The 13497-nt window shown below is 66.1% G+C and carries 9 protein-coding genes; 6 read left to right on the forward strand and 3 right to left on the reverse strand.

Features of this window, described 5'->3' with window-relative positions:
• The 4 genes from Q5064_RS05250 to Q5064_RS05265 all read left to right on the forward strand — a co-directional run.
• Positions 1 to 1046, forward strand: a 1046-nt coding sequence (locus tag Q5064_RS05250; RefSeq protein WP_302962860.1) for a L,D-transpeptidase family protein, incomplete at its 5' end; no start/stop codon positions are given.
• 199 nt (positions 1047 to 1245) lie between these two features.
• A complete protein-coding gene (locus Q5064_RS05255; RefSeq protein WP_302962861.1) occupies positions 1246 to 4050 on the forward strand; it encodes a YfhO family protein in 2805 nt (934 codons plus the stop codon).
• The gene (gene rffA, locus Q5064_RS05260) at positions 4047 to 5177 is read left to right on the forward strand and encodes a dTDP-4-amino-4,6-dideoxygalactose transaminase (RefSeq protein ID WP_302962862.1); all 1131 of its coding nucleotides are present in this window, start codon (positions 4047 to 4049) and stop codon (positions 5175 to 5177) included. The genes Q5064_RS05255 and rffA overlap by 4 nt, the downstream gene beginning before the upstream one ends.
• 211 nt (positions 5178 to 5388) lie before the next feature.
• A complete protein-coding gene (locus tag Q5064_RS05265) occupies positions 5389 to 8241 on the forward strand; it encodes a S8 family serine peptidase (protein ID WP_302962863.1) in 2853 nt (950 codons plus the stop codon).
• A 37-nt stretch (positions 8242 to 8278) separates the two neighbouring features.
• On the opposite strand, the gene Q5064_RS05270 is transcribed toward Q5064_RS05265, so the two are convergent.
• Positions 8279 to 9394 carry an acyltransferase gene (locus tag Q5064_RS05270; protein ID WP_302962864.1) on the reverse strand — a complete coding sequence of 372 codons (1116 nt, stop codon included), beginning with the start codon at positions 9392 to 9394 and terminating at the stop codon, positions 8279 to 8281.
• Positions 9395 to 9574: 180 nt separating this feature from the next.
• Between Q5064_RS05270 and Q5064_RS05275 the strand changes: the two genes are divergently transcribed.
• Positions 9575 to 10267, forward strand: coding sequence for a flavin reductase (locus tag Q5064_RS05275; protein ID WP_302962865.1), 693 nt, complete (start codon positions 9575 to 9577; stop codon positions 10265 to 10267).
• Between the two features lie 157 nt (positions 10268 to 10424).
• Here Q5064_RS05275 and Q5064_RS05280 read toward each other — a convergent pair whose 3' ends face one another.
• Both Q5064_RS05280 and tgt read right to left on the reverse strand, forming a co-directional pair.
• Positions 10425 to 10793, reverse strand: coding sequence for an Hpt domain-containing protein (locus tag Q5064_RS05280; protein WP_302962866.1), 369 nt, complete (start codon positions 10791 to 10793; stop codon positions 10425 to 10427).
• A gap of 311 nt (positions 10794 to 11104) precedes the next feature.
• Positions 11105 to 12250: a tRNA guanosine(34) transglycosylase Tgt gene (gene tgt / locus Q5064_RS05285; RefSeq protein ID WP_302962867.1), complete on the reverse strand. Its 1146-nt coding sequence runs from the start codon at positions 12248 to 12250 to the stop codon at positions 11105 to 11107.
• 76 nt (positions 12251 to 12326) lie between these two features.
• On the opposite strand from tgt, the gene queA reads away from it, so the two are divergent.
• Complete coding sequence (gene queA, locus Q5064_RS05290) at positions 12327 to 13424, forward strand: tRNA preQ1(34) S-adenosylmethionine ribosyltransferase-isomerase QueA (RefSeq protein WP_302962868.1); 1098 nt, start codon at positions 12327 to 12329, stop codon at positions 13422 to 13424.
• Positions 13425 to 13497: the final 73 nt, after the last annotated feature.

A 13497-nucleotide genomic window follows, 5' to 3' on the forward strand; every position in this document is an offset into this window, starting at 1 on the left:
TCAACGGCGTGAAGTACTACTTCGACCCCTCCACGGCCATGAGCCTGCGCTGGAGCCAGAAGCTGGGCGGGTCCTGGTACTACTTCGACTCCGACTCGAAGATGGTCAAGGGCTGGGTCACCTGGAAGAACGGCACCAAGAGCTTCTTCGACTGGGACGGCCGCGCCCTCACCGGCTGGCGCAGCTTCAACGGCGTGAAGTACTACTTCGACCCCTCCACGGCCATGAGCCTGCGCTGGAGTCAGAAGCTGGGCGGCCGCTGGTACTACTTCAACTCCTCCTCGCAGATGGTGAAGGGGATCGTCACCTGGAAGGACGGCACTAAGAGCTACTACGATGCCCAGGGCCGCGAGACGGGCGGCTGGGTGCAGTCGGGCGGCGCCTGGTACTACTTCGATTGGTCGGACGGGAAGGCTGTCCGCTGGCACCAGAAGATCGGCAGCCACTGGTACTACTTCGACGAGGACTACCAGATGCACACCGGCTGGCTGAAGTGGAACGGCGTGCAGAAGTGGTCGTACTTCTACAGCAGCGGCCGTCAAGCCTTCGGCACGCAGGTGATCGGCGGCTATCGCTACACCTTCGATAGCAACGGCGAGACGAGCACGAAGCCCGTTGTGCTCCCGGCCGGCCAGCTGGCCATGTGGAACAAGGCGCAGAACTACTACAGCAACACCAACTACATCATCTTGGTGAACAGCAGCACCCACAAGGTAGGCGTCTTCAAGGGCAGCAGCTACAACTGGGAGCCGGTGTGGTATTGGGACTGCACCACCGGCGCCCCGGGCTCTCCCACGGTGAAGGGCACCTACACGGTGGGCTCGCGCGGGAAATCCTTCGGCTCGGGCTACACCTGCTGGTACTGGACCCAGTTCTACGGCAACTACCTGTTCCACTCGGTGCTCTACCAGCCGGGCAGCATGTCCCGCATTCAGGACGGCCGCTTGGGCATCTCGGCCTCCCACGGGTGCGTGCGCCTCGATATAGAATGTGCGCGGTGGATCTACAACAACATCCCCCGCGGCACGCGCGTGGTATCCTATTAGAGGTTTTCCCGCACAGAAGTTGTAACAGTTTTCCGGGAGATCGGCGACGGTCTCCCGGTTTTTGTTGAGCGGGCGCATCGGCGCCCGGGGAATGGATGGGCCTATGGACACGCGCTCGGCAACAGATTCCCGCGCAGTCGCCGGCGTGCCTTTCGCGCGGCCGCTTGCAGAGACGAGGGGCAAGGGGCGCTACGCCCTTGTGCTTCTGGTGGCATGCGCGGTTGCCTTCCTCGGCGTCGTGCTCATGCTGGCGCTGCGGGATCGCTCCCTCATTTGGGAGACCGACGGGCGCCTGCTGTACCTCCCCTTCATGATCGCCGAGGGGGAGTGGATCCGGGGCATCGCCGCATCCCTGCTCGCGGGATCCCCCTCGGTGCCCGTCTACTCGTTCGACCTTGGGTTCGGAGCCGATTGGCTCATAACCGCCTCGGGCAACTCCAACGAGCCCTTGAACCTGCTCGCCGCGCTGTGCCCGCGCGAGTTCTCCGAGTATTTCTACGCCTTCCTCGTGTTCTTGCGCTTCTACCTGGCCGCGCTGACGTTCTCGCTGTACTGCTTCAGCCGCGGCAAGGGGAAGGGGGCCACCCTGGTGGGGGCGCTCTGCTACGGGCTGTGCGGCTACGTGGTGCTCTGGGGTGTGCTGCGCCATCCGAACTTCATCGACTTCGCCGTGCTGCTCCCCTTGGTCTTCATGGGCGCCGACAAGCTGTTTGCGCGCAAGAACCCGCTGCTGTTCGTCCTGGCCATGGCGGGCATCTTCGTCTACTCCATCTACTTCGCCTACATGGCTTGCATCTTTTTGCTCTTCTACTGCCTCATAACGTACTTCGCCTACCCGCGTGCCCGCTCGGCCGGGGATTTCCTCTTGCTGGCAGGGAAGTTCGCCCTGGGTCTTGTCGTCGCGTTCGCGTTGGTCGGCTTCTCGACGGTGCCGATGTTTCTGACGCTGACCTCCATGGGGCGGGTGGGCATCGTGCGTGACATCGCGTTCTTCCAGACCCCGGACTTCTATGCGAGCTTCGCCGCCGTGCTGCTGGGCGACCATACGGCCCAGAACGCCTCGGTGCTCGGGGCGGTGCCCGTCATCGCCATGCTCGCCCTGGCCGTGGCCGGCTCTGCGATCGATCGGTACGAGCGCCGCGCGTGGGGAGCGGGGATAGCCCTGTGCCTTGCCGGCGCGATGCTCGCGAAGGTGGGTTCCCTCATGAACGGTTTCGGGTATCCCACCGACCGGTGGGAGCTTATCCTCGGCTTCTGCGCGGCCTACGCCGTCGTCCTGCTCGTGCCCGCCGTCACGCGGCTCACGGCGCGGCAGTGGGGGGCGCTCGCCGTTCTCGCGGGGGCGGTGGGAGCTTGGGCGCTCTGGTACGCCGTGGGCGAGCGCACGCTGCTCGGCTTCGCCGTGGTTGCCATGTTCGCCGTCGTGTTCGCGGCGCTCGCCGGGTGGGCGGCGTGGCACCGCCGCGTCCGGGCGAGGTCGGGGAAGATGCCCCGGCTGCTGCGGCCGCAGGCGCTCTGCGTCCTGCTGGCCCTGGCCGTCGTCGTGAACGCGGCGGGACAGACGGGTATATTCCTCAGTTCTCAGGGCAGCTTGTACTACAAGGAGTTCCTCCGCGCCGATCACGGCCTGAGCACGCGCGAGCAGCTCGATTTGGCCCCGGCCCTGGATGAGGTCGACGACGCCTACCGCATCAACCGCACCGACACCACCTACGGCCGCAACGGCAGCTTCGTCCACGGCTACAAGGGCTTCGACTTCTACTCGAGCTTCTACAACCAGGTCGTCGACGACTTCCGCCAGTCCCTCGGGTTGTCCGACGATGTGAAGAGCACCATGTTCGACGGCACCGAGCAGCGCGCCGCTCTGGACTACGTGCTGGGGGCCAGGTACTACATCTCGTCCTCCGAGGCGGCCGACCTCGTGCCGGAGGGCTACGAGAAGGTGGCTGATCTGGGGGAGGCCCACAACGGACTCTCCTACGCCCTCTACGAGACCGACCGAGCGCTTCCCGTGGCGTTTACGTACGAGACGGCGGTTCCCCAATCGGTCTACGACGACCTCAACCTCGTCGAGCGCCAGGAGCTCATGACGCGCGCCCTCGTGCTCGGCATCGATCGAGAGCTTGCCGGCGCACCCGAGCTCGAGACCGAAAGCGAGGCGCCGAGCGTGGTCAGCGCCGACGGCGCGTGCGTTCAGGACGGGCGCATCATCGCGACGAAGAGGGACGCCTCGGTGACCCTCGCCTTCGACGGCCGCCCCGACTGCGAGACCTACCTGTGCTTCGAGGGATTCCGTTTCGCCTCCTTGCCTGCCGCCGACGCCGATCTTCTGGCGGGCGACCCGGAGCTTGCCGTCGAATCGCTGCCCGGGGATCCCGGCTTCGTCCCGGGGCGCACGGCTTGGGTCTCCGTTACGGGGGAGGCGCGTGACGACTCCTTCGAGATGGTGACGAGCGCGAGCCCTAAGTACGCGGGCAAAGAGGACTGGGCGGTGAATGCGGGCTACAGCGCCGAGCCTCAGACCGCCCTGACCGTGACGCTGAGCGCCGTGGGGGTCTACGAGTACGACGAGCTGTATGTGGCGACCCAGCCGCAGCAGGCTGTTCTCGACAATACGGCTCAGCTCCAGCGGGAGAATGCAGCGACGATCACGTTCGGCGACAACGCCATGGAGGTGCATGTGGATGCCTCCGATCATGCCGATGGGGAGGGAAATGGGGAAAATTCCCGCTACGTATTCGTGTCCGTTCCCTATTCGGCGGGATGGAGTGCTACGATAGACGGGCAACCCGCCGACGTGTTGAGGGCGAACGTGGGGTTCATGGCCGTGGAGGTGGACGATGCGGCCCATGATGTCTCGTTCTCCTATATGATGCCGGGACTGCTGCCGGGCTTTGGGTGCACGGGCGTCGCCTTGGGGGCGCTCGTGGCCTACGAGGTGTGGCGCAGCCGGCGACGGACGGCGGTGCGCGAGGACGTATCTGAGAAGGAGCTTGTCCGATGATCGACTTCAATGTTCCCCCCTGCGTGGGCACCGAGATGGAGTATGTGCGCCAGGCGGCCGAGGAGAACCACAAGATATGCGGCGACGGCCCGTTCACCAAGCAGTGCCAGGCGTGGATGGAGGAGCGCTTCGACGCCGACAAAGTGCTGCTCACCACGAGCGGCACGAGCGCGCTGGAGATGGCGGCCATGCTCTGCGACCTTGAACCGGGCGACGAGGTGATCCTGCCGAGCTTCACCTTCTCGAGCACCGCGACGGCCTTCGTGCAGATGGGGGCGACGCTCGTGTTCGTCGATATTCTGCCCGACACGAAGAACATCGACCCGGCAGCCATCGAGGCGGCCATCACCGACAAGACCCGCGTCATCGTGCCGGTGCACTACGCGGGCGTGGGCTGCGACATGGACGCCATCATGGGCATCGCCCGCCGCCACGGCCTGCTGGTGGTGGAGGATGCGGCCCAGGGCGTGATGAGCACCTACAAGGGGCGCCCCCTGGGCACCATCGGGGATTTCGGCTGCTATTCCTTCCACGAGACGAAGAACTACTCCATGGGGGAGGGCGGCGCGGTGCTCGTGAACAATCCCGATTGCCGCGAGCGGGCCGACATCATCCGCGAGAAGGGTACGAACCGCTCGCGTTTTCTGCGCGGCCAGGTGGACAAGTACACCTGGGTCGACAAGGGGTCGAGCTATCTGCCCTCCGATCTGAACGCGGCTTACCTGTGGGGCCAGCTTCAGGCGGCGGATGCCATCTACGACGACCGCATGGCCACGTGGCACGCCTATGACGAGGCGTTTCGGCCCTTGGCCGAGACGGGGCTCGTCGAGCTGCCGGTGATACCCGGCGATTGCGTGCAGAACGCGCACATGTACTACCTGCTGCTGCCGTCGCTCGAGGAGCGCACGAAGTTCATCGCGTTCCTGAAGGGGCGGGGTGTGCAGGCGTGTTTCCACTACGTGCCGTTGCACAGCGCGCCGGCAGGAGAGCGTTTCGGCCGCTTTGCCGGCGAAGACGTGCACACCACCTCGGTGAGCGACAGGCTCGTGCGCCTGCCCATGTACTACGGCATGGAGCCGTCCGACCGCGATGAGGTGATCGAGGCGGTTCGGGCCTACTTCGCCTGATTTCGGGCTGTCTGCCCGGATCCGTCGTTGCTCTCGGGCGTGCCTTGCTCGCGGCGGCTTTGTGCCGTTGGCGATGCTCAAAGGCGTTTTTGACGTTGTGGGTCGCAGCGTAAATAAAGTAGAATAGGACGCATCGAGAGAAGGAGCCCGCACGGGTTTGGCAGTGGTTTTGCCGCTATTGCGGGCCGGGGAAGGCGAAGGAGAGCGTCCTATGGAACGAGCGTGGATGAGAGGGGCGTTGCCGCAGGGTGCCCGTCGGGGACTGTCGTGCCTGCTGGCCCTGACGCTGGCGGTCGGCGGCGTGGCGATTGGCCCTCGCACGGCGGTTGCCGACGAGCCGGAGGGGGCTCCTGCCGAGCAGCCGGCTGAGGCGGGGGAGGAGACCGGCATTTTCGATGACGCGGCCTCGCCGGCCGCCGAGCCTGCTGCGACCGAGGGCGATGCTGCTGGTGGCAGCGCGGCGGCGGAACCGCTTGCGGCTGAGGAACCCGCGGCGGTCTCCGAGGATGAGGAGGCCGAGGTTCCTGCCGCTGAAGAGGATACGATCGCCGTCCCCGAGACTGTCGCGCCCGCAGCAGTCGATGGCGATGAGCCTGGGGAGATCGTCGTCGTGTTCGAGAAGGGCACCACGACAGCGCAGCAGAACGGCGTCGTGCGGCTGCTCGGCGCGCCGGGCGGCGAGACGGTTGCCTTCGATCTGGGCGATGTGACCCTCGTCGAGGTGGCCGACGGTATGACCGCCGAGGCCGCTGCCGAGGTGGCCGAGGAGAGCGACGGCGTCAAGTACGCGGTGCCGAACTACAGCGCCGAGCTCTTCGACAAGGCCATGGCCGAATCGGCGGCGAACGCCGAGTCCCTCGCCGCTACCGTGAAGGATCCCTATGCCGCCGACCAGTGGTATCTCGACGCCGTCGGGGCCGCCGGCGCGTGGAGCGCCATTCCCAACCGGGGAAGCGCCGCGCCGGTGAAGGTGGCCGTGCTCGATACGGGCGCGTCGGTGAGCCACCCCGACCTGTCGGGAACCCTCAACCGCACGCAGAGCAAGGAAGTCGTGTGGACGAGCCGCTACAGCCGTTTCGCGCTCCAGCCGCTGCGCGGCGACGGCTACACCAACGGCAGCAGCTCCATTCAGGTGGCCAGTACCCACGGCACCCATGTGGCGGGCATCATCGGCGCCCAGGCGAACAGCATCGGCGTCCTCGGCGTGGCGAGCGGCGGCGCGACCGCCAACGCGAACAAGCTCGTGGACGTGGTGGCCGTCGACATCTTCTCCGAGAACGTGATGACGGATGAGGGCCTGCAGCCCAATGCCACCCTCTACGACGTGGTCGTGGGCCTCGACCACGCGCGCGACACCGGCTGCTCGGTGGTGAACATGAGCCTCGGCTTCATCGAGAGCAACCGCAGCCTCGTCGACTTCATGAACGAGGTGTGCACCGAGCTCGCCGATGGCTCCGACATGGTCATCGTGTGCGCAGCGGGCAACGAGAGCACGTCGGCGGCCACCTATCCCGCCGCCTGTGACGACGCCATCGGGGTCATCAGCGTGAACGAGAGCCTGACGCGCTCCTCCTTCTCCAACTACGGCGCCTGGTGCGACATCTCCGCCCCCGGCTCGAACATCCTGAGCACCATTGTGGAGGCGGACAAGGTCACCAACGGCTACGGCTACCTGAGCGGCACCTCCATGGCCAGCCCCGTGGTGGCCGCCACGGCCGCCATGGTGCGGGCCGCGCGCCCCGAGCTGACGGCCGCCGAGGTGCGCTCGGTGCTGTGCTCGACGGCCCAGGACGTGGGTGCGAAGGGCAAGGACGCCCAGACGGGCTACGGCGTCGTCAACGCCGCGAAGGCGGTTGCCGCGGCGCGCGACATGAAGCTTTCCGGATGGCGCACCGTCCGGGGGAGCACTTACTACTACGGCACGAACGGCCAGGCGGTGAAGGGCAGCCAGAAGATTGGCGGCTCGTGGTACTACTTCGACAGCACGGGCGCCATGCAGACCGGCTGGCTCACCTGGTCCGACGGCACCAAGAGCTATTTCGATTGGGACGGGAAGGCCCTTCTCGGCTGGAGAAGCTTCAGCGGTGTGAAGTACTACTTCGACCCGTCCACTGGCAAGAGCCTGCGCTGGAGTCAGAAGATCGGCGGCTCCTGGTACTACTTCGACGGCAAGAGCGTCATGCAGAAGGGCTGGGTCACCTGGAAGGACGGCACCAAGAGCTACTTCCATCCCGACTCCTCGGGGCACGCGGCCGCCCTCCTCGGCTGGCGCAGCTTCAGCGGCGTGAAGTACTACTTCGATCCGGCCACCGGCATCTCGAAGCGCTGGAGCCAGAAGATAGGCGGCCAGTGGTACTACTTTGACTCCTCCTCGCGCATGAAGACCGGGTGGATCACCTGGTCGAACGGATCGAAGAGCTACTTCGACTGGGACGGCCATGCTCTCACCGGCTGGCGCAGCTTCAGCGGCGTGAAGTATTATTTCGACCCCGCCACGGCCATGAGCCTGCGCTGGAGCCAGAAGATCAATGGAAAGTGGTACTACTTCGACTCGTCCTCACGTATGCAGAAGGGCTGGATCACCTGGAAGGACGGCACCAAGAGCTACTTCCACCCCGACTCATCGGGCCATGCGGCCGCCCTCACCGGCTGGCGCAGCTTCAGCGGCGTGAAGTACTATTTCGACACATCCACCGGCATCTCCAAGCGCTGGAGCCAGACCATCGGCGGTTATTGGTACTACTTCGATTCCGCCTCTCGTATGAAAAAGGGATGGGTGACCTGGAACGATGGCAAGAAGAGCTACTTCGACGCCAACGGCCGTGCGGTGACCGGGTGGCAGACCATCGGCGGCAAGCGCTACTATTTCGATCCCGCTACCTACAAGACCTCCGGCCCGGTCAGCCAGCAGACGCCGAGCGTGGCGCGCACGGTGTACTGGGTCGCCTCGGGCGAGGTATACCACACGACGAAGGACTGCGTCTCCCTCAAGCGCTCCAAGAACATTCTGAGCGGCACGATCGCCCAGTCGGGAAAGAAGCGCGTGTGCAGCAACTGCGGATAGCCGGCTAGCCGCAGCGCCCGCGATTTGGGCGCATGAGCTAGGACGAGCGGGTGCCTGGTTGGCCGATGTCGGCGAGCCAGGCGCCCGCTTTCTGTATTTGAGGGCCCCAGGAGCGCTCGAGCCAGCGGAAAAGCGGGCGCTCCAGCAGCGCGATGCGGGCCAGGTCGACGGCGCTTCCAATCGCGTACACCGCGACACCCGAGAGGATTCCCGCAGCGAGGATGGCCGCCGGTCCCAGCGGGTACACCCAGGCGAGGTGCGGCCACAGCCACGCGCGCATGATGGGGTTGTCGTGGATGAGGTACACGCCCAGCGCCGTCTTCGCCAGCGTGTTCACCCAGGGCACGCACGGCATCTCCCAAGTGGCGAAGACGCGGAAGAGGCCGATTGCCGCGAAGAAGGTGGGCACCATGTACTGCCAGATGAGGTAGTCGGGTTGGACGGATCCGAAGCCATGGGCGCGGGCGGCCCAGCCGACGAGCGCCATGAAGGCCCAAACGACGAGCACGCAGCCGGCGAAGGTGCGCGCTGCTCCCCAGCGTTCGACGATGCGCGTCGGGTCGAGGGCGCACTGCGGCCGCGCGCCGCCGTCGCGCTGCTCGCGCAGCCAGCCGCCGATCAGGTACAGGTAGAAGAACCACACGAGATCGTTGCCGATGGGGTTGAAGGCGGTCAGAGTCGGCACAAGCGAGATGGCCACGAATCCCACGGCCGCCAGCCGGCTTTTGCCCGTCGGGCTCAGGTGGCGGTACAGCACGTTTAGGAAGGGGCTTACCACCATGAGGGCCAGGTAGCAGGTGATAAACCAGTACTCGCCCGAGACGATGGGCATAAGGGCGCGCCGCAGCTTCTCCTCGGTGACCAGGGCGGGGTCGGCTGCGAGGAAGATGCCCAGCAGGGCGAAGGAGTAGAACCAGGTCTCCAGCACCACGCGCAGCAGCGACGTGAGGCGCGGCCGGCCGCTCACCATGAAGTAGCCGGTGATGAGCACGAAGCAGTTCACGCCCAACTTGCCTCCGAAACTCAGGCACTCCACGGCGATGTCGGACGCCAGCGGCCCTTCGGCGGGCCAGCTTCCGTGCACGCTGAAATGGAACATGACGATGAGCACCATGCTCACGATGCGGAGGAGCTCGATGTTGGAACTGCGCATGGGCACTCCTTCCCGGGGTCGTCGGCACCGACAACGGATTCTTGACGGAACGAGTATAGGGCCCGTAAACGTGCTACCGTTACCAACGAGGAAGATTTCCCCAGAGTTAACGGTTCTCGCGCGGCGGAGCCGGGACGCGGACGTGTCGCCGGTTCCTCCTCCGCATGGAAGGAGCATATCATGATCGATCGCAAGGCATTCCGGTCGCTGTCCTCGGGGCTGTACCTCATCACGGCCCGTGAGGGGGAGCGTCGCTGCGGGTGCGTGGTGAACACGCTCGTGCAGGTGGCGAGCGAGCCGCCCACGCTGGCGGTGTCGCTCAACAAGGAGAACGTCACCACGGCGGCCATCCTCGCCTCGGGGCGCTTCGCTGCCACCGTGCTCGCCCAAGACGCCCCCATGGAGCTCATCGGCACCTTCGGGTTCCACACCTCCGCCGATACCGACAAGTTCGCCGCCTGCACGACGGCCGCAGACGGCGCCGAGGTTCCCTACGTGACCGAGCACGCCTTGGCGCGCTTCTCGGTGTTCGTGACCGAGACCATCGACGTGGGCAGCCACTACCTGTTCGTGGGCACGGTGGAGGAGTCCGAGGTGCTCGGCGCGGGCGAGGCGCTCACCTACGCCTACTACCATGCGGTGAAGGGCGGCAAGACGCCGCCGAAGGCCGCCACCTACAACGGGGGAGACGAGGCGCCCGCGCCTGGCGTGACCGAGACGCCGGCCGGCGCTCCGGCCGCGGGCAAGCGCATCGCCTGGCGCTGCATGCTGTGCGGCTACATCGAGGAGGGATACCCCGAGGGGCTGCCCGCCGACTACGCCTGTCCCATCTGTGGCGCTCCCCGCGACATGTTCGAGCGCATCGAGCTGTAGGGGGCCGCTTCTCGCTGTCGGCTCCGGTGCGCCTCGTCGCAAGGCTTCCAGTCCGGGGCTGCAGCGGGGCGCGGCGGGGCGCAGCCCCCTTCATGCGAGACGGGCCGGCGATTCACTCGCCGGTCCGTCTCGGTTTCTACGGTATGTGCGCCGCAGCTTACAAGCGGCCGTCCTTCCATGCCACAAGCCCCTCGATGACGAGCTTGTGGGTGCGCTCCACCTCGGGCATATGCTCGGCCGCCGCCTCGTACTCGCCGGCGTATAGCGCGTCGGACACGAGGGCCGCGCACTGGAACAGGTCCTTGAACGAGAGGTTGCCCGCCACGCCCTTCAGCGCGTGGGCCTGGCTGTAGCCCTCGGAGTAGTCCTTGGCCTCCATGGCCGCCTGGAGCGCCACGAGATGCGCGTCGTCCAGGTACTTCAGCGCCAGGCGCTCGTACAATTCGGCATTGTCGCCGAAGCGGTCCATGGCGTCCACGTAGTCGATTCCGTAGGGGGCCAGTTTATCTGCAAGCGTTGCGGTCATGGCGATCAGTTCCTTTCAAACAACGGCGAAAGCTCGTGTTCAGGAGGTACCGCCCGCCACCCTTCTCCTCTTCGACGGACGATACGCTGGACATTGGAGTTCAGTTTAACGTCCCGTAACGGACTTGTCAGTGATCGGCGGGAGTTGTTAACGTTCCGTAGCCACTTGTCAACAAGCTGTAACGTATCGTTAGCGAAACGGTCATCTTTGGTGAACGGGCCGCCGGTACGCGAAGTGCCGGATGCAACTCGGCGTGCGGTGAGCCCCGTGCCTCGCAAGGGGCGCGCGGGCAGGCCGCACACCTCCGCGTTCTAGTAGTCGGCCGCCGCGTCCGAGTCCATCCAGGCTTGGTAGAACTCCTCGTAGGCGTCGGCCAGCACCGCCTCGCGGGCCCGGCGCATGAGGTCGAGCAGGAAGTGCAGGTTGTGCACCGACAGCAACATGGCGCCGAGCATCTCGTTCTGCTTCACCAGATGCCGGATGTAGGCCCGGGTGTAGTTGCGGCAGGTGGGGCAGTCGCAGGCGGGGTCGAGCGGCGTGAAGTCGCGAGCGTACTTGGCGTTGCGCATGTTCATACGGCCCGTGCTGGAAAACGCCGTGCCCATGCGCGCGGTGCGGGTGGGCAGCACGCAGTCGAACATGTCCACGCCCTCGCGCACGGCGCGCACGAGCGTGGTGGGGTTGCCCACGCCCATGAGGTAGCGGGGCCGGTCGACGGGGCAGGCCCGGGCCACCTCGCCCAAGGTCTCGAACATCACCTCGTGGTCCTCGCCCACGGAATAGCCGCCGATGCCGAAGCCGCCGAAGCGCCGGCCGCCTGCGGCCAGCGATTCGTCCTCGATCTCGCGCAGCCGCCGCACGCTCTCCAGGCGCAGATCCAGGTGCATGCCGCCCTGCGCGATGCCGAAGAGCGTCTGGTCGGGGCGCGTGTGGGCCGCCAGGCACCGGCGCGCCCAGGCGCTCGAGTAGTCCACGGCCTTCGCCACGAACTCGCGGGTGGCGGGGTAGGGGGCGCACTGGTCCAGCTGCATGGCGATGTCGGCGCCGATGAGCTCCTGGATGCGCATGTTCTCCTCGGGGCTCCAGTGGATCTTGCTGCCGTCGTAGATGGACTTGAAGGTGACCCCGTCGTCCGACAGCTTCACGGTGTCGGCCAGGCTGAACACCTGGAAGCCGCCCGAGTCGGTGAGCATGGGGCCGTCGTAGTTCATGAAGCGGTGGATGCCCCCGGCCTCGGCCACGAGTTCGGCCCCGGGGCGCATGGCCAAGTGATACGTGTTCGCGAGCACTACCTGGCTGCCCAGTTCGCGCAGCTGGTCCACGGTCACGCCCTTCACCGTGGCCGAAGTGCCCACGGGCATGAACATCGGCGTGCGGAAGGTGCCGTGGGCGGTCTCGTAGGAAAGCGCGCGGGCGTGGCCGGATACGGCCTCGCAGGTGCAGTCGAACAGGGCCATGGGAATGCGTCCTCCTTCGGGTTCCAAAAGCGTCGTGGTAGTATACCGCCGATAGATTTAAGAAGGAGCGCAATCCATGAGAACCGATGATTTCGACTACGACTTGCCCGAAGAGCTCATCGCCCAGGCGCCGGCGCCGGTGCGCGACGAGTGCCGCCTGCTCGTGATGGATCGGAAAAGCGGGGAAGTGGAGGACCGCATCTTCCGCGATATCATCGACTACCTGCGCCCCGGCGATTTACTTGTGGCCAATGAGACCCGTGTGCTGCCGGCGCGCCTGCTCGGTGCCAAGCGGGGCACGGGCGGCGCGGCCGAGGTGTTTCTGCTGCGCGAGTGCGGAGGCCCCGAGCCGCGGACGAACCGCGTGGCGTTCTGGGAGGTGCTCGTGCGGCCGGGCAAGCGCCTGAAGCCCGGCGCGGGCGCCGTGGTGGATTTCACCGACGCGACGGGTGCGGTGGTGCTCTCGGCCGAGATCATCGACTGGGCGGCCGGCGGTCAGAAGGGCGAGCGCGTGGCGCGGCTGTCCACGCCGCTGCCGAGCCTGGACGAGGCCCTGCACGCCGCAGGTCGCACGCCGCTGCCGCCCTACATCAAGGACTACGCCGGCGATGAGGAGATGTACCAGACGGTGTACTCCCGCCGCGAGAGCTCGGCCGCCGCGCCCACGGCCGGGTTGCACTTCACGCCCGAGCTCATCGAGCGTTTGCGCGAACGCGGCATCGGCTGGGCCACGGTGGAGCTGGAGGTGGGCCTCGATACCTTCCGCATCGTGGACGAGGACGATCCCGAGAAGCACCATATTCACACCGAGTTCTACACGGTGCCCCCCTCCACGGTGGATGCCGTGAATGCGACCCGTGCGGCGGGCGGGCGCGTCATCGCCGTGGGCACTACGAGCGTGCGCAGCTTGGAGAGCGCCTGGGACGCGGCGGCCGATGGCGGCCGCGGCGCGCTTGTGCCCCGGGACCGCGCGGCCACGAGCCTCTATATCCTGCCGGGTTACGAGTTCCACGTGGTAGACGCGCTTATCACCAACTTCCATGTGCCGAAGTCCACGCTCATGATGCTCGTCTCCGCCTTCTCCTCCCGCGAGCACATCATGGCCGCCTACGAGCACGCCATCACCGAGCGCTACCGCCTCCTCAGCTTCGGCGACGCCATGTTCCTGTGCTAGAGGTTATACCAGTTCAAAGCTATGGTTTAGGGAAAAGTTTACGGGAATAATCTTTTTCTCGGGCACTTTCCGA

Source organism: uncultured Adlercreutzia sp., from assembly GCF_958431955.1.
Lineage (GTDB): Bacteria > Actinomycetota > Coriobacteriia > Coriobacteriales > Eggerthellaceae > Adlercreutzia.